Source organism: Lysinibacillus sp. UBA6686 (genome assembly GCF_002455205.1).
Classification (GTDB): Bacteria; Bacillota; Bacilli; order Bacillales_A; family Planococcaceae; genus Lysinibacillus; species Lysinibacillus pakistanensis.
Map to the genome: position 1 here is coordinate 16899 of NZ_DKJS01000062.1, position 18163 is coordinate 35061.

Annotated in this window: 18 protein-coding genes; 17 read left to right on the top strand and 1 reads right to left on the bottom strand. The window is 37.7% G+C overall.

Going from position 1 to position 18163, the window contains the following annotated elements; genetic code table 11:
• Positions 1–6: 6 nt before the first annotated feature.
• The 12 genes from B2R82_RS16375 (at position 7) to B2R82_RS16430 (ending at position 10918) form a co-directional block, all read left to right on the top strand.
• Complete coding sequence (locus tag B2R82_RS16375) at positions 7–276, top strand: HPr family phosphocarrier protein (protein WP_054771321.1); 270 nt, start codon at positions 7–9, stop codon at positions 274–276.
• Positions 270–1985 (top strand): phosphoenolpyruvate--protein phosphotransferase, encoded by a 1716-nt coding sequence (gene ptsP / locus B2R82_RS16380; protein WP_286925946.1) that lies wholly within the window; start codon positions 270–272, stop codon positions 1983–1985. Before B2R82_RS16375 ends, ptsP begins: the two co-directional genes overlap by 7 nt.
• Before the next feature lie 41 nt (positions 1986–2026).
• Positions 2027–3202, top strand: a complete 1176-nt coding sequence (locus B2R82_RS16385) for a GNAT family N-acetyltransferase (protein WP_286925948.1) — start codon at positions 2027–2029, stop codon at positions 3200–3202.
• A 263-nt stretch (positions 3203–3465) separates the two neighbouring features.
• On the top strand, positions 3466–3777 hold the full coding sequence (locus tag B2R82_RS16390; protein WP_054771320.1) for a PTS sugar transporter subunit IIB: 312 nt from the start codon (positions 3466–3468) through the stop codon (positions 3775–3777).
• A gap of 16 nt (positions 3778–3793) precedes the next feature.
• A complete protein-coding gene (locus tag B2R82_RS16395) occupies positions 3794–4114 on the top strand; it encodes a PTS lactose/cellobiose transporter subunit IIA (RefSeq protein WP_283868873.1) in 321 nt (106 codons plus the stop codon).
• A gap of 45 nt (positions 4115–4159) precedes the next feature.
• Positions 4160–5488 carry a PTS sugar transporter subunit IIC gene (locus B2R82_RS16400; protein ID WP_286925951.1) on the top strand — a complete coding sequence of 443 codons (1329 nt, stop codon included), beginning with the start codon at positions 4160–4162 and terminating at the stop codon, positions 5486–5488.
• Positions 5489–5513: 25 nt separating this feature from the next.
• On the top strand, positions 5514–6596 hold the full coding sequence (locus tag B2R82_RS16405) for a DUF871 domain-containing protein (protein WP_286925953.1): 1083 nt from the start codon (positions 5514–5516) through the stop codon (positions 6594–6596).
• A gap of 46 nt (positions 6597–6642) precedes the next feature.
• Positions 6643–7644 (top strand): N-acetylglucosamine kinase, encoded by a 1002-nt coding sequence (locus B2R82_RS16410; protein WP_286925954.1) that lies wholly within the window; start codon positions 6643–6645, stop codon positions 7642–7644.
• Positions 7645–7877: 233 nt separating this feature from the next.
• A complete protein-coding gene (locus B2R82_RS16415) occupies positions 7878–8639 on the top strand; it encodes a tRNA threonylcarbamoyladenosine dehydratase (RefSeq protein ID WP_283868869.1) in 762 nt (253 codons plus the stop codon).
• Positions 8640–8795: 156 nt separating this feature from the next.
• The gene (locus tag B2R82_RS16420; protein ID WP_283868868.1) at positions 8796–9182 is read left to right on the top strand and encodes a hypothetical protein; all 387 of its coding nucleotides are present in this window, start codon (positions 8796–8798) and stop codon (positions 9180–9182) included.
• Positions 9183–9396: 214 nt separating this feature from the next.
• Positions 9397–9915: a hypothetical protein gene (locus tag B2R82_RS16425; protein WP_286925955.1), complete on the top strand. Its 519-nt coding sequence runs from the start codon at positions 9397–9399 to the stop codon at positions 9913–9915.
• A 283-nt stretch (positions 9916–10198) separates the two neighbouring features.
• A complete protein-coding gene (locus B2R82_RS16430) occupies positions 10199–10918 on the top strand; it encodes a hypothetical protein (protein WP_286925956.1) in 720 nt (239 codons plus the stop codon).
• A gap of 169 nt (positions 10919–11087) precedes the next feature.
• Here the strand turns inward: B2R82_RS16430 and B2R82_RS16435 are convergent, their stop codons facing one another.
• Entirely contained in the window at positions 11088–12377 is a 1290-nt protein-coding gene (locus B2R82_RS16435; RefSeq protein ID WP_286925958.1) for a replication-associated recombination protein A, read from the bottom strand.
• Positions 12378–12563: 186 nt separating this feature from the next.
• On the opposite strand from B2R82_RS16435, the gene cymR reads away from it, so the two are divergent.
• The 5 genes from cymR to B2R82_RS16460 all read left to right on the top strand — a co-directional run bounded on the left by cymR (position 12564) and on the right by B2R82_RS16460 (position 17910).
• A complete protein-coding gene (cymR, locus tag B2R82_RS16440; protein WP_054771150.1) occupies positions 12564–12983 on the top strand; it encodes a cysteine metabolism transcriptional regulator CymR in 420 nt (139 codons plus the stop codon).
• Positions 12984–13063: 80 nt separating this feature from the next.
• A complete protein-coding gene (locus B2R82_RS16445) occupies positions 13064–14212 on the top strand; it encodes a cysteine desulfurase family protein (protein WP_286925960.1) in 1149 nt (382 codons plus the stop codon).
• A 209-nt stretch (positions 14213–14421) separates the two neighbouring features.
• A complete protein-coding gene (mnmA, locus tag B2R82_RS16450; protein ID WP_286925961.1) occupies positions 14422–15546 on the top strand; it encodes a tRNA 2-thiouridine(34) synthase MnmA in 1125 nt (374 codons plus the stop codon).
• Between the two features lie 73 nt (positions 15547–15619).
• Positions 15620–16279: a tetratricopeptide repeat protein gene (locus B2R82_RS16455; protein WP_286925963.1), complete on the top strand. Its 660-nt coding sequence runs from the start codon at positions 15620–15622 to the stop codon at positions 16277–16279.
• A gap of 188 nt (positions 16280–16467) precedes the next feature.
• Entirely contained in the window at positions 16468–17910 is a 1443-nt protein-coding gene (locus B2R82_RS16460) for an MDR family MFS transporter (protein ID WP_286925965.1), read from the top strand.
• Positions 17911–18163: the final 253 nt, after the last annotated feature.

Consider the following 18163-nt stretch of genomic DNA (forward strand, 5'->3'; position numbering starts at 1 on the left):
ATATCGATGAAAAAGATGTATAAAATAACAGCGCCAGAGGGACTACATGCTAGACCTGCAGCATTACTTGTAACTGCTGTTACACCATTTGAATGTGATGTTGCCTTAACATATAAGGAAAAGTCCGTAAATTTAAAATCAATTATGGGTGTTATGGCTCAGGGAGTTACTCCGGGAAGCATTGTGGAAATTTCAGCAGAGGGTCCTGATGCAGAGAAGCTTTTTCAAACCGTGACAGAAGTACTCATTTCTAAAGGAATTGGTGAGGAATGTTAGAAATACAGGGAATAGCAGTGTCTGATGGCATCAGCTTTGCAAAGGCATATTGTTTAAAGGACCCAGATTTATCGTTTGAAAAAGTAACTGTTTTGGATGTACAAGAAGAACTAGAAAGATTCAAGACTGCTAGGGGCAAAGCAAAAAAGGAGCTTCAAGAGATTTACGAAATTGCTCAGGTCAAATTTGGTGCAGACAAGGCAGCGATTTTTGCCGCACATTTATTAGTGTTAGAAGACCCAGAAATGATTGCAGCAACTGAGTCGAAAATTGTATCAGGGATGAATGCTGAGTATGCCTTAGATGAAGTAGCGAATATGTATATCGAGATGTTTGAGAGGATCGACAATATTTATATGCAGGAGCGAGTAGCAGATATCAGAGATGTCTCTAAACGAGTTTTAGGGCATTTGCTAGGCATTGAAATGGTAGATATGAATCGTTTAACCTCTGATGTTGTCATTGTTGCACCGGATTTAACACCCTCTATGACAGCGATGCTAAATACGAAGTATGTAAAGGGGTTTATTACGGATATTGGTGGTAAAACGTCTCATTCTGCTATACTGGCACGAACATTAGAGATTCCGGCAGTAGTAGGTACTAAAAACGCTACACAAGTCATTCAACAAGGGACTCCGATTATTTTAGATGGTACAAATGGCAAAATTATTGTGAACCCTACCTCAGAAGTATTAAGTGTTTACAAGCAACAACATAAACAGCACATAGCCGCGTATGAAGAGCTTCTCCAGTACCGTTCAATGGCAAGCTTTAGCGCTGATGGATGCACTATAGAAATAGCCGGTAATATTGGTAAACCAGAGGACGTAGATATGGTTCTAAATGCTGGTGGTGATGGTGTAGGTCTTTTTCGAACGGAATTTTTATATATGGAACGTCAGGAGCTACCTTCTGAGGAGGAACAGTTTCAAGCCTATAAAAGTGTACTTGAGAAAATGCAAGGAAAGCCAACAATTGTTCGGACCTTAGATATCGGCGGTGATAAGCATCTACCTTATTTAAAACTATCAGCAGAAATGAACCCTTTTCTAGGCTATCGAGCAATTCGAATTAGCTTAACACAGCACGATATTTTTCGTGAACAGCTTCGAGCCTTATTAAGGGCAGGTGCCTATGGTCATTTAAAGATAATGTTCCCAATGATTGCAACTTTGGATGAATTTCTAAGTGCAAAGGCCATTCTTCTTGAGGAACAGCAATATTTAAAAAATAATGGCTATTTAGTAGCTGAAAATATAGAGATCGGCATAATGATTGAAATCCCATCAGCAGCTATTATTGCGGACATTTTTGCTAAGGAAGTAGATTTTTTTTCAATTGGTACAAATGATTTAATTCAATACACATTAGCGGCAGATCGCATGAATGAAAATGTATCTTATTTATACCAGCCATACCATCCAGCCGTTTTAAGATTAATAAAAAATGTTATTGTTGCAGCCCATCAGCAAGGTAAATGGGTAGGTATGTGTGGAGAAATGGCGGCAGATGAAATAGCCATACCAATTTTACTAGGATTGGGGTTAAATGAATTCTCGATGAGTGCCTCCTCTATTCTAAAAACGAGAGCGCATATTGCTAAGCTTTCAAAGCAGCAATCAATGCTACATATTGAGCGCATTTTACTACTCTCTACAGCAGATGAAGTGAAGGAGTATGTAAAAACGCACTTAATAAGTTTGTGAATTTCAAGAATATTCAGTATTGAATAGGGGTGATTTGTTTTATGGATATAAAGATGATTCCACCAGTGGATTATTGTCAGGTACATCAACTAAGAGATTATTGTTTTCCTAATAAATATATAGGAGCACGCCGTGAGGATTTTCAATACTGGATTGAGCATAGCATAACGCTCGGGGCTTATGATGCACAGAAGGTAGTTGGTCAGCTACTAATATTACCTCTTAATATAACTGTACATGGTAAGAGTTATGCTATGGGCGGAATTGGCTTTGTAGCCACCTATCCAGAATATCGGCAGCAGGGAATTATTAAAAAGCTAATGACAGCAGCATTATTGAAAATGAGGGAAAACGGGCAATCCGTATCTGTCTTAGCCCCTTTTTCTGTTTCCTTTTATCGTTATTTTGGCTGGGAGCTATTTTTTGAAAAACTACATTACTCCATTCCGCAAATGCTATTTCCTAATTTCGGAAAACAATTAGATGTTATTAAGCGCATGAGCTTTGAATGCCAAGATAATGGCCTTTATCGTGACATTAAGGATTTTCATAATGCACAGGCACTTACTCGTAATGGAGGTATGCTACGAAATAATGCGTGGTGGCAAAGGATAGAGAGAAGGATGCCAGACAGTCATTTGGCGGCCTACTATAATTCTGATAATGTAGCAGGCTATATTCGTTATATGATACACAATGAAATATTTGAAATTCATGATTTTATAGCAGAGAATTTACTAGCAGAACAAGCAATTTGGCGCTTTGTCACATCACATGCTACAAGTGTTACTAGCATTAAGGGAATTACCTCTAGCGACCATCACTTTGGCTTTCATTTTAAAGAACCACAGTTTAAAAGAGAGGTTGTTCAAGATGTCATGATTCGAATAGTGGATGTTCTCTCTTTTATGCAGCAATATTCATGGCAGGAAATGCAAGAGCCCTTGTATGTACGTATAGAAGATTCCTTTTGTGCATGGAATGAGCATATCTTTAAAATAAATAAAGATGGAAATGTTTCAATTGTAGAGACTAATTCAATCCCTGCGATGCATATGTTAGCATTACCAATCAATCTTTTTTCTGCTATGATGATAGGCTACCTTTCCGTAAGCGAAGCAGTTGAATATGCCCATAAACAGCCAACAAAAGAGCTTGTTGAGCGATGGCAGCTTGCAATACCTACTGAGAAACCCGCCTTTTACGAGTATTTTTAATGGGTTATACAGATGAATTATAAAATTTTTTTTAAACTTTTTTCTGGACTATACCAGTTTGGTGAATCCTTTTATTCGCCTGAAAGAAGGTTATAGCCCAATTTTTGAAACAATTTTCTAACGAGGGAAATAGTGTAAAAAGTATATTGTGGTATATACCAATTGGTGCTATTCTCAACTTAAGTAAGCGATTTCAAAGCTGGAAAACAACAAATTTTCGCTAGTTAAAAAGACCATATTAATAATTAAAAGGAGTGTTGAAAATGAAAAATATTATGCTTGTATGTGTAGCAGGAATGAGTACTAGTTTACTAGTGTCAAAGATGCAAAAAGCGGCACAGGATCAAAATATGGAGGCAGATATTTATGCAATTGCTGAGGGGGAGGTTGAAAAAGTAATAGCTACGAAAATGCCTGACGTGCTTTTACTAGGCCCCCAAGTTCGGTACTTAAAGGGATCATTTGAAAAAAAATTTAAGGATATGAATTTTCCAATTGATGTTATTAATATGGCTGATTACGGCATGATGAATGGTGAAAATGTCTTGAAGCAGGCATTAACGCTAATTGGTTAAGGGGGCGGCAAAGTCGATGGAAGAAACTGCATTAATGGCATCCATAATGGGCTTGATTGTGCATAGTGGCAATACAAAGAGTGAGTGCATGGAAGCCATTCAGCTAGCAAAAAAGGGGCATATTGTTGAAGCAAAAGACAAAATAAAGCTTGCTAATGATGCTTTAATTGAAGCACATCATTCTCAAACGGCTTTATTGTCACAAGAGGCGAGGGGCGAAAAAGTAGAAGTTTCCATGCTGCTAATCCATGCGCAGGATCATTTAATGAATGCTATAACATTTCGTGATTTAGCTGTGGAAATGATTGAGTTATATGAACGAATCAAAGGGGAGTAGCATCAAATTTTGATGTCCAAATAAAAAATAAAGGGAGTGTGTGAAATGTTCCGTTTTTTAGAAGAAAAATTTGTGCCAGTTGCTGCTAGAGTAGGGAATCAACGTCATTTAGTTGCCATTCGTGATGGGTTTATTACAATCATGCCATTGACAATTGTTGGATCATTTGCTGTGCTTATTAATACTTTTCCTATTGAGCTATATCAAAATGCACTCGATTCCATTTGGAAGCACGAAACCTGGACTCAGTTTGGCGGCAACATCTGGGGTGCGACATTTGGAATAATCTCACTATTATTAGCATTTGTCGTAGCATACCACCTAACAAAAAGTTATGACAAAGATGCGTTATCTGGTGGTGTGATAGGGCTTGCTAGTTACATGACCTTTGGGACATTTGGGGAGGGCGGCTTAACAGGGCTAACGACAGGTACTGGAGGCATATTTGTAGCCCTCATTACAGCCTTAATTTCTGCTGAATTATTCTCACGTTTATCGGGCAATCCAAAGCTTTTAATAAAAATGCCTGCGGGAGTACCGCCAGCAGTTTCAAAGTCGTTTGCCGCGTTACTACCAGCAATTATTATAATTGGTTTAATAGCATTAGTACGTACAATTATTTCTGCTGGCTTTGATATTCCAGATATTATTGGTACATTTTATTCAACCGTTCAAGAGCCATTTATGGGCTTAACAAATACATGGGTAGCAGGTCTTATTTTAGCGTTTATTCCAACATTTTTATGGTCATTTGGTATTCATGGGGCAAATATTATTGAACCATTTATGCAATCGATTAATCTACAAGCAATTGATGCCAATGTTGCAGCAATCTCAGCAGGTAAAGTAGCACCGTATATTATTAACAAACCATTCTTTGATGCTTTTATCAATATGGGTGGTTCAGGTACTACAATTGCCTTAATCATTGCTATTTTCATCATTGCGCGGAAGAACAAACAGTATAACACGGTCGGTAAGCTCTCGGCAGCACCAGGATTGTTTAACATTAATGAGCCATTGCTATTCGGTTTACCAATTGTTTTAAATCCAATTCTATTTGTGCCGTTTATTTTAACGCCTATGATCAATGTCACAATTGCCTTCTTTGCAACTAAATGGGGGTTAGTACCAGCAGCGACAATAGCTGCACCATGGACGACACCTCCTATTATTAATGGTTTTTTAGTAACACAATCATGGCGCGGTGCAGTGCTTAGTATTGTTCTAATTGCTGTTGCTATCTGTATCTATTTACCATTCTTATCGATGGCAAATCGTATGGCAAAACAAAATGAGCAACGAGCTGCTGAAGCGGAGGCTCAAAGTAAACAGTCTGTTACACAATCAAATAGTCAAAAAGTAGAAGTGTAATGGCTGATTAACGGAGGTATTTGAATTGAGAAGATTAGGTATTTCACTCTATCCCCAGCATAGTACACTAGATCAAATGAAGCATTATGTCCAGCTAGCCCATAACAATGGCTTTGATCGTATATTTACCTGTCTAATGTCGTTAAATAACAATGAGGAGCGGCAAAAATTACAGCAAATCAATAAATTTGCGCAGCGACTTGGGTTTGATATCTCGGCTGATGTTGCACCAGCAGTCTTCGAAGACCTAGGCTTACCCTTTAAAGATATCGGCTATTTTAAAGAACATTATCATTTAGCGGCTTTGCGCTTAGATATGGGGTTTTCTGGTCAGGAAGAAGCTTTTATGTCACTTGATGCAAGTAATATAAAAGTAGAATTAAATATTAGTAATGGTACTAAGTATGTAGAAAATATATTATCCTACCAACCTAATAAAGATAATATTATAGGCTGTCACAATTTTTATCCAAGGCGTTTTACTGGTCTTTCTCGTCAGCACTTTTTAACTACCTCTAAGCTGTTCAAAACGAATCATATTCGCACAGCTGCCATGATTTCATCGCAGCATGCCAAATATGGACCTTGGGAGCAAACCGAGCATGGCTTGCCAACATTAGAAGAGCATCGTTATCTACCAATTACTGTGCAAGCTAAGGATTTATGGCATACAGGATTAATCGATGATTGTATTATTGGAAATATGTATGCCTCTGAAGAAGAGCTCCATGCTTTAGGTCAATTAAATCGTCAAAAACTTGAGCTTAAAATTGTACCCTCTGCTGAAACATCTGTTTTAGAAGAAGCGATTCTATTTAAGGAGCCTCATTTTAACCGTGGGGACGTTTCAGAATATATGATTCGAAGTACACAGTCACGCGTTAAATATAAAAATGGTGACTTCCCTGCACATGATACAAATCCATTAAAACAGGGCGATGTGACCATTGATAATAATCTGGATATTCGTTATAAGGGCGAACTGCAAATTGTGTTGAAGGAAATGCCCAATGCTGGCTCAACCAATATAGTAGCTAGAGTCGTTGAGGAAGAACAATTTTTACTAGCATCTATTCAGCCATGGGAATCATTTGGCTTTACGAGATGATAGTGCGAATAGAGAAAGGGGTTGAGAAATCAATCCTTTTTTCTTTATGGGGAAAGAGGTGAAAATGATGTATGTTTTAGCGATAGATGGTGGAGGCACAAAAACATCTGCGGTCCTTTGTGATGGACATGGAAATATTTATGCTAAAGTAGTGACAACTCGTAGTAATCCGACAGCAATGAATCTTCATTATTTTGAGTCAACAATTCATACGATCATGCAAAACTTACAGCGACAGAACTCTCAAGTATTTTCAGCTATACATAGTTGTTATGCTGGTATGGCTGGGGTGAAGGAGCTTCAGGCAGAGAGAACTGTAGAAGAAATAGTACGACAATATGTTCCAAGCAAAGCAATTATCTCCGTCGAAAATGATGCAATAATTGCCCTTTATTCGGGAACACTTGGTCAGGCAGGTATTGTACAAATAGCAGGAACTGGTGCCATAACAATGGGCTATGATCAACAGCAAATTTTTCATCGTGTAGGAGGCTGGGGGTATCTGTTTGATGATGAGGGCAGTGGATATGATTTGGGGGCACAAGCGTTGAAAGCAATTTTTCAAGGCTATGATGGCAGAGGAAGAGCAACAGCTTTAACAGATGCGATACTAAATTATTTTGCTGTAGCTAATGTACCACAATTAATAGAATGTATTTATGGAGAAGATCATCCACGTACAGTTGTTGCTCCTTTGAGCAAATATGTTACTGCGATGGCTGATCAGGGTGATGAGGTTGCCAATAAAATTTTAGAGGATGCTTGTCAAAAACACTATAGAGCAATTAAAGCTTGTTACAAGCAAATGATTTGGGGAACAGAGCATGTCCCTGTTGTCTTAGTAGGAGGAGTATTTGAGAATGAAAGTTATTTTCTGCCTAAGTTACAGCAACTCGCAAATGCTAATGGCATTCCATTACAATTTATGACACCGTTGCTTCCACCAATTGGAGGTGCAGTCATTGCAGCTTTGAAGGAACTTAATATCCAGCCTTATTCAGGTTTTATAGAATCCTTTCAAAAAAATGATGAACAACTAAGCAGTTAATCGAGTTTAAATAGGGGCATTTGAAGGGAAAACCTTTCAAATGCCCCTTTAAATGTTGAATATTTTTTAGTTATAATTTTCACTTGAAGAATAACATGATAAAATGTAAGATAGGTTTGATTTTATCTTAGTATTTAACTAGGTTTACTAATAAAGTGAGGGCCGTATCTCTCACAATGCATATTTCTGCACATGTATTAAAACAAAAATTATAATAGACGGAGAGTGTAAGAATGTTACATCAATTTTCACGTAACGAGCTCGCTATAGGTACAGAGGGTCTCGAGAAATTAAAAAATACAACAGTTGCCATACTTGGAGTAGGGGGTGTTGGGTCATTTGCAGCTGAGGCGTGTGCACGAAGTGGGATTGGGCGCATTATTTTAGTGGACAAGGACAATGTTGATATCACGAATGTAAATCGCCAATTAGTCGCTTATCTTTCGACAGTAGGTAAATCGAAGTCAGGTGTTATGAAAGAGCGAATTGCAGATATTAATCCACAATGTGAAGTGATTGATATGCATATGTTTTACACAGAAGAAACATATGAAGAATTTTTTGCACAAGGCATTGATTATGTGATTGATGCTAGTGATACTGTGATGTATAAAATTCATATTATGAAGGAATGCTTAAAGCGTGACATTCCAATTATTTCAAGTATGGGAGCAGCGAATAAAATGGACCCTACTCGCTTCCAAATTGCAGATATTTCAAAAACTCACACAGATCCATTAGCAAAAATTATCCGTACAAAATTACGCAAGGAAGGTATTCATAAAGGGGTTACAGTGGTATTCTCTGATGAAAGCCCTATTGTAGTTCGACCAGACGTTGTCGAGCATGTTGGGAAGCCAGATGCAGCTATTCGCAAAGCGAAAATGCCACCATCTTCAAATGCGTTTGTACCTTCTGTTGCAGGTTTAATTGCAGCGAGCTGGGTAGTGAATACAATCTTAAAAGATGTAAAAATCACTCGTGTGCAGGGATAATATTTAAGTAAATTATAATAACCCTTCTTACGCGGTGTAAGCAATAAAGAGCAAAATTGAACAATTTGATAGAAGTAGCTGTCTCAATTGACTTTGGAGGTAGCTACTTTTTCTGTGTTACAATAGGAACGTTGTAAAAAAAGGAGGCGGTTATTAGTGGAACAAATCTACCAAATGGAATACAGAGGCTTAAATTTGTTCGATGAAATCAGTACAGTAGAGCTTGCTATTGATGAACAAGGGCAAACAATACATATTTTTGATACTGGACAGGTTGTGAGCCCCATTTTTAATTTTGATGTTTCTGCCTATGAACTATCAGAGGGTTTTTACAAAATGGCAGACATACTTCGCCATAAACGTATATTGACAAATTATCAGCAGGGTAGCGATTGGACGCTTAGTGAATGGCTAATCACAAACAATGCTTATTTTTATGTACCAAAACAAAGAATAAAAAAATATGTCCAGGGAAGCATTATAGAAATTGTTGATCGTGCAAAGGAGCAATTTTTATTTGAGGAATATGTACAAAGGATTTAATTCTATCAAAATAGATCATCTTATGTACACAAAAATGCTATTAATTCACGAAATTGTCTTATTTTCTTCATGACCACACTTCTTGAATTGGTTTATTGCTATAATTTGAATAATTCCAATTGATAATAGATCGATTTGTTTGGAATGTACAGGACTGCTTAGGGGAGTAGGAATGACGTTTAGAAAACAAATGAGAACATGGGAGAGTGGTAAAATGGAAATTCAAGTAATTCGTGATCATTTAGATATTGTAAAACTACAACAAAAGATGGATGCTATTGTATTTGACTATTTGGATACATCTAATAATTATCCAAAAGCTATGAGAGAACTAAATCCTTTATATATACAGGTCACTACATTTTATAAAGAGTATGTTACTAAAAGGGCAGGTGAAATACCAGATGCCAATACATACTGGCATTTGTTTATAGATTGTAGTGCAAAATTATGCTATTTTTTAGCTGCATCAACCTATTATTCTTCCAACGCGCTACAAAAAACGCCAGAGAAAATCGAGCGATTATTAACTATTGCTGCCTATTCACTACCTAGTATCGAACAAGAGGAGAATGCGCAATTATTAGCCGACATGTTTGCTCTTTATAAGGAAGTTGTCAATGATGCCGAGAAAGCGGATTCATTAAGAAATAAGGTGCTTGAACAAAAGGGTTCAGTGAAGCAATGCCTGCAGCATTTTAAACAATTTGTTGATAAAGAAGTAAGAGAATAGTTTGACAGATAATCTTTTCTTTTACATTTCAGAAAAAAGAATACGTAACTAGAATCTGCTTACTTTCTGTGGTTAAGCCTACAATTCTTACAACCCTTGTGTTGTAAGGTGGTATTTTTCCAATGAAGGTTTGCGGATTTTTTTATAAAAAATAGTGTTGCAATATCAAAATTTTATGTAAAAATGGACTTTTTTCTTAAAAGGTTTTTATAAATTTTTGTCGAAATATAGTTTGAAAATAAGAAATATTTATATGCAAAATTCATAGAAAGGGGGGCTATAAATGTTAATCAATGGTACAGAAATAGATTTGGCAAATTTAGAAAAACCATTGTTATTAATAAATGAGGATGAAGAAATTTTATTTCAACGGTTGATTTTGCCTACACTTCAATATGAGCTTATTCAATGTCAATTAGCATTGTCCACAAGAAAATCGATTTCCCTAGTAAGGGACTTTTGGTTGGCTTTGTACAAGGATCGAGAGCAATTATATATCAACAGCGGTCATGCAATGCTATATCCAATTCGGCTAATTTTATTTGAGCTAGTGACAAATACAGAACATTTTAAACGTTTGTCGAAAAAATCATTAGGAGATGAATGTCTCTCACTTATCTATGCAGTTGTTCTCTTACAATTTATCATGCAATGGCTCAAGGATCGATTTCAAAATAACATGGAAGTGTATGAGGCAATGAAATTATTATACAGAGTGACTGAGGATTATTTAGATGATGAGCAAGTTCCAATAGCCAGGGAACATTTAATTGCCCAAGCAATTGCAGTGAAGGCAATTCGTTATGAGGTAAAGGAAAACGCCCAAGAGTTTGCTAGCTTACTTTATCAAACCTATAATTTTCTAAACTATTTACATGATAAAGTAAATGAACAAGAGGGAAATGAGACGAATTCGCTACCATCAATGAGGAATGTGGCAGATAGTTTGAACTTATTTTACAGTGAGCGTTACACAACAGACAATCCCAGCTTTACAGGATGATTGCTTAAGCAGTCTGTCTTGTTTTTTTATCTCGAATTAACAGATGTTTTTGAATCGAACCCTTGGAAGAGGACTTTCAATGGAACCGATATGGAGATGTAAAAAGGACAATACATATTAGTGATATAACATATATTGTCCTTTTAAATATGTTTTGAAATCAATGAATTTATTTCTGTCCCTTATGAAAAGATTTAAGCTTTTCGTAGATACCTGCCATTCGTTTTTCTTCACCAGCGATAACTGGCGTATAAAATTCAACTCCGACTAGTTCGTTGGGTAAATACTGCTGATTCACCCAGCCACCAAATGTACCAATTGGGGTGTTGTGCGGGTATTGATAGCCTACATGTCCTAAATCTTTTGCTCCCTCATAATGAGCATCACGTAAATGGTGTGGAATATCCCCTGTCTTACCTTCGTGGATGCTAGCAATGGCAGCATCAATAGCTACAATAGCGGAATTAGATTTAGATGCTAGGCACATTTCAATCACAGCACTAGCAAGGGGGATGCGGGCCTCTGGTAAGCCTAAACGCTCTGCTGCTTGAACAGCAGCTAGCACATGTGCACCGACATCAGGCTGTGCTAGTCCTATATCTTCATAAGCCATAACAAGTAAACGTCTGCTGACAGCGACTAGATCACCGGTTTCTAGTAAATGTGCTAAATAATATAGTGCGGCGTTGGTATCACTACCGCGTACAGATTTTTGTAGTGCGGATAATAGATTGTAAAAATGAGACCCTTTTTTGTCGCCATATACACCGATTCTTCCGATAAGATGTTTGATTATATGATCTGCCGCAATGGTATGACCGTCTATCTCATCACTTGCATAAAAAATGGATTCAAGCAAAGTTAGTGCCTTGCGTGCATCTCCGTTAGCGGCACCAGCAATTTGTTCAATCTGTTCATCTGTTAAGATGAAATGCTGTTTGCCTAACCCTCGTTTTTCATCAGCAAGTGCCTTTTTTACAAGCTCCATAAGATTTTCCTGTGTTAGCCGTTGTAGTTGATAGATTTCCCCACAGCGGGAGCGAATTGCTGGATTAACATCGTGATATGGATTCTCAGTAGTTGCCCCAATAAGCACAATTGAGCCATTTTCAACATGTGGTAACAAAGTATCCTGCTGTAATTTATTAAAGCGATGAATTTCATCTAAAAAAAGTAATACTTTCCCTGAGATTCTTGCTTCCTGTACAATATCCTCAACGTCCTTTTTACCAGCACGAGTAGCATTCAGAGCAAAGAAGGGGAGCTTTGAGCTTCCGGCTATTGCATTTGCAATGGACGTTTTGCCAATACCGGGCTCACCGTATAATAGCATAGATGGAACATGCCCATTTTGAATCATTTTATAAAGAGCGGTAGTAGGACCAATAAATTCTTGATGCCCGACAATTTCATCAAGACTTAACGGTCGCATGCGGTAAGCAAGTGGTTCGTTATGCATAAAAAATACCCCCTTTAAATGTAACGTATATGAGCTGAAATGAAGCGTCAACGTATTTTGTTAATACAAACTAATGCACAATTATTAGTATATCATAACCATTCAAGAGTATTTCCGAGTTCTTCAAGAGGACATTATGATATACTGTTGGTAGTATTTTTGACTAGACTAATTGAGGGTGATAAAATGAAAATTTCAACTAAAGGCCGTTATGGGCTAACAATTATGATTGAATTAGCAAAGCATTATGGAGAAGGTCCTATACCATTACGTAAAATTGCCGCAGAAAAAGATTTATCTGAGGCATATTTAGAGCAATTAGTTTCCCCATTACGTAATTCTGGCTTAGTAAAGAGTGTACGTGGTGCCTATGGCGGTTATATGCTAGCGAATCCACCGAGTGAGATTTCTGCAGCGAATGTCATTAGTGTTTTAGAGGGTCCTATTCAGCCAGTTGAAGGAATTGAAAATGAGGAGGCACCTCAGCGTGAGTTATGGCTTCGCATTCGCGATGCAGTGAAAAATGTGTTGGATACAACTACTATTGAAGATTTAGCACAATATACAGAGGAAAATGTAGTGGAAGGCTATATGTTCTATATTTAATTAAGTTTAGGCTAAAGCATCGTTATTCTTTGGTAGGGATGCGGATGCTTTAGCGCTTTTCGTACAAAGGAGTTTTCAACATGAATTCATATATTTATCTCGATCATGCGGCAACAGCACCTATGAATGACAAGGTTATCCAAGCTATGACTGTTGCAATGCAGAATGTTTATGGGAATGCATCGAGTATTCATGGAGCAGGTCGAGAGGCAAGGAAATATTTAGATGATGCACGTGAGGTATTAGCCAAATCAATTGGTGCTCAACCTAGTGAAATCATTCTAACAAGCGGTGGCACTGAGGCGGATAATACAGCAATACTAGGAACTGTTTATGCTCGCGCTAGTGAAGGGAAACACATTATTACTACACAAATTGAACATCATGCGGTGCTACACACATGTGAAAAGCTTGAGCGAGATGGCTTTGACGTTACCTATTTACCAGTTGATGAAAAGGGCCGTGTTTCTGTAGAAGATGTGCGGAATGCATTACGTGAAGATACGATTTTAGTGACGGTTATGTACGGGAATAATGAAGTCGGAACAATTCAACCGATTGCTGAAATTGGGCAACTATTACTAGCACATAACGCCACTTTTCATACAGATGCAGTTCAGGCATACGGTTTAGAGACGATAAATGTTGCTGATTTACATGTGGATTTGCTAAGTGTTTCTGCGCATAAAATTAACGGTCCTAAAGGGATTGGCTTCCTTTACCAAAAAGCGGGGACGCAGCTTGCTAGCTATGCTCTAGGTGGTCAACAGGAGAAAAAACGTCGCGCAGGCACTGAAAATGTACCTGCAATCATTGGTTTTTCGACTGCTGTGCAAATTGCAAATGACTTGCGTGAAGAGAAGCGAGCACTGTACAATCGCTTTAAGCAAATTATGCTTGATGTTTTTACGCAAGAAAAGCTAACGTACCATGTTAATGGAGATGTAGAAAATTCACTTCCACATCTTTTAAATGTGAGTTTTACTGGGATGGAAGTAGAGTCCTTCCTTGTAAATCTTGATATGGCAGGTATTTGTGTATCGAGTGGCTCTGCTTGCACTGCAGGTTCCATTGATCCATCTCATGTTTTAGTTGCAATGTTTGGACAAGGAGCAGAGGAATTACGTAACTCAATTCGTTTTAGCTTTGGACAAGGTTTAACCGAAGAAGATATACGATATGCTGCTGAAAAAACAGCAGCAGTCGTGAAAAAACTTGCAAAAAAATAAAGTATATTGCGCTTAACTTGTTTTATCTTCATTCAGCAGAAGACTCCAGCCTCTACAGGTGGTGAGAAATGCGGTATTGGTTCCTTTTAAGTGGGTGTCCAAACACCTACTNNCCGGACGCATTGTTTATCTGTGCGAAAGCAAAGCGACAGCAACAATTACGCCAAGGCGAAATTGATGGAAATTGAAGAAAAGAAAAGGTGACCACAATGAAAGAAACACGCGATCCCTCACAAATTCGTGTTGTTGTCGGCATGTCAGGTGGGGTAGATTCTTCGGTTGCAGCATATTTGCTGAAACAACAGGGGTATGAGGTAATCGGAATATTTATGAAAAACTGGGATGACACAGACGAAAATGGGGTTTGTACAGCTACTGAGGATTATGATGATGTTATTAAAGTATGTAACCAAATTGGGATTCCGTACTATGCGGTCAACTTTGAAAAGCAATATTGGGATAAAGTTTTCACATACTTTTTAGAAGAATATAAAGCAGGACGCACACCAAATCCTGATGTAATGTGTAATAAGGAAATAAAGTTCAAAGCCTTTTTAGAGCATGCGATGGATTTAGGAGCTGATTATTTAGCAACAGGACATTATGCTAGAATCGATCGAAGTGATGATGGCGAAGTAAAAATGCTTCGAGGAAAAGATGATAATAAGGATCAAACATATTTCCTAAACCAACTATCTCAGGAACAATTATCACATGTTATGTTTCCGATTGGTGATATTGAGAAAAAAGAGGTTCGAAAAATTGCCGAAGAAGCTGGTTTAGCGACAGCTAAGAAAAAGGATTCAACAGGAATCTGCTTTATTGGAGAACGTAATTTCAAAGAATTTTTAAGTCAATATTTACCGGCGCAACCTGGTAAGATGGAGACAATGGATGGCGTTGTCATGGGTCAGCATGACGGATTAATGTACTATACATTAGGCCAACGACATGGTCTTGGGATTGGTGGAGACGGAGAGCCTTGGTTTGTGCTTGGAAAAGATTTAGAGCGCAATGTATTACTTGTTGGACAAGGCTTTGATAATGAGTATTCATACTCTACATCATTAACTGCTGTGAAAATGAACTATACTTCGACAAAAAAATTGCCTGGGAAATTTTCATGCACAGCAAAATTCCGCTATCGTCAAACCGATACACCAGTAGACGTTGAAATTTTACCAGATGGTTGTGCACACATTACATTTGCAGAGCCTGTACGTGCTATCACACCAGGACAAGCTGTAGTGCTATACAGTGGAGAAGAATGTTTGGGTGGCGGAACAATTGACGAAGTCTTTAAAAGTAATGAAAAACTAACATATGTTGGATAACTTGCGTTAAGACTGCTTTTACTGCCTCTTGGCTTCTAGAAGCAGTCTTTCGCTACATAGAGGTGAAGAACGAATGAATTATAATGAACAGGGTATTCAGGCCTTTCAGGAAAAACGTTATGAGGATGCTGCCCAACTATTTACAAAAGCAATTGAAGAAGAACCAGAAAATGCCATTGGTTATGTAAATTTCGGTAATTTGCTAGCCGTGTTAGAGGATACAGAACGTGCAGAACGTTTTTTTCAAAAGGCGATCACTGTGGATGAAACTGCAGCTACAGCTTACTACGGTTTAGCCAATTTATATTTCAATGCAGAGCGCTATGCCGAAGCTGTCAAGTTGTACGAACAAGCATTAAAACATCAGATTGAAGGGGCAGATGTCTATTATATGATGGGCAAATGCTTTGAGCGTATGGAAAACCAAAAGTTGGCATTACCTTATTTACAACGTGCAGCAGAACTTGCTCCAAATGATACGCAAATTCGTTTAGCCTATGCCATTGTACTTTGTGCGCTAGAAATGTTTACAGAAGGGAAGAAGGAGCTGGATCAGTTAATCGAGCTGGATTGGAATAATGCGGATGCACACTATAATTTAGGTGTACTTTATGCAGTGTCTACAGAACAAACAGAAGAGGCGATGTATCATCTAAAACAAGCATTTACTCTACAACCTGACTATGACCAAGCGCGTTATATTTATGATATGATTGCCCAACGATTTAACTAGTAGAATAAGAAGTAGCAAGTGGCACTTCCCAAACTTGCTGCTTTTTTATTTGTTATAAATGGAAATCCCTGAAGCGGAGATTTTTACTAGTAGTTCACAAACATTTTTGATAAAATTTATCCTTTCTTCTTTTATTTTCAGCTCAAACTTGGTAATGTATGTCATGCAGGAAAGGAAAAGGTGACAAGATGAATAAAGTATTTATTGCACTACTACTTGTAACAGCACTTGCTGCAATTGAGGGTACGATTGTTAGTACTGCTATTCCAAGCATAACAGCCGATTTATTAGGCGTAGACTTGATAAGCTGGATTTATTCCGCTTATTTATTAGCTTCGGCCATTGCTGCGATTATTTTTGGAAAGTTAGCCGATTTATTTGGGCGTAAACGGATGATTATTACAGGCATCATTATTTTTTTACTAGGTTCCATGTTATGTGGTTTAGCGCAATCGATGGAGCAATTAATTGTCTTTCGTGCAATCCAAGGTATTGGCGCAGGTTCAATTTTACCAATTACATTAACAATGGTCGGTGAGCTATTTAAGACCGAAAAGGAGCGTGCTAAAGGACAAAGCTATTTAAGTATGGTATGGGGAGTATCTGGCGTGGTTGGTCCATTATTTGGAGGATTTATTGTTGATCAGGTATCTTGGCATTTTATTTTTTTCATTAATGTACCATTTGGCTTAGCCTCTATTTATTTAATTGTCAAACATTATCAAGAACAATTGGAGACAGTGAAGCGTAAAATTGACTACTTAGGCGCTGCGCTATTTACAATTGGAATGGTTTCGCTATTATATGTTATTATCGATAACAGCAAAACACAGGCTTGGTTATCGAGCCAATCACTTCTTATGTACGGAGTTGCTGCTGTACTTTTAGGTATTTTTATATGGGTGGAGCTACGCGCAGAAGAGCCAATCATTCCGTTAACGTTGTTTAAAAATGGTCGCCTAATGGTCATTAATGCATTAACATTAAGCGGAATGTCTATTGTGATTGGTGTGACAGTTTATATTCCGATATTTGCACAAAGTGTGCTAGGGAAAAATGCAACGCAAGCAGGTTTATTATTAACACCGATGTCTATTTTCTGGACAGTGAACTCTATTATGGCAGGTTATTTAATCGGACGTTTAACAAATAAACGCATTATTCAAATGGGTACAATTTTACTGGTTATAGGTACACTATTACTAGCAAGACTGTCTTCAGGTTCTAGCGATTTCAGTGCTTATTTCGCTTCATCATTAATCGGACTAGGGATGGGCTTTATCATGCCAATGTTGATGATTTCCATTCAAAAGGTGGCAAACCCGAAACAGCTCGGTATATCCATTGGTCTAAACTCTTTTACCAATACATTTAGTCAAGCGGTTGGTGCAGCACTATTTGGGATGATTTTTAACCTGACAACAAGTGAAAAAATGGCTTCGTTAGGAAAAGGTGAAATTCAATTAAATGGTGAATTTGCAAAAGGAGGCTTTAGTATTGATGAGGTAAGTTTTTTAAAGGAAACGATTGCCAATGGTGTAAGCTATGTATATATAGCTGCTTTTGTTTTTGCCATTTTTGCTCTTGTTTTCTCCTTCTTTATAGCAACAAAATCTAAAGAGCATGCATAGTAAAATTGCTTTTTTGCAATCTTGAAATAATAAAAATCCACTTCACATTTTGTGAGAAGGGACATTGGACGCATAAGGTCTTTTGCTTTTTCTCGCAAAACATTAGGTGGATTTTTTCACTTGATTAAGTATTGGATGCAATGACATTCCGGTGTCATTCATAGTGTTGAAAAACTAAATGGTCAAAGGATTCTTTGTGAACACTACTAAGTCAAATGAAGGTGATTTCCATTCCAGGCTACTCGCTTTCCAG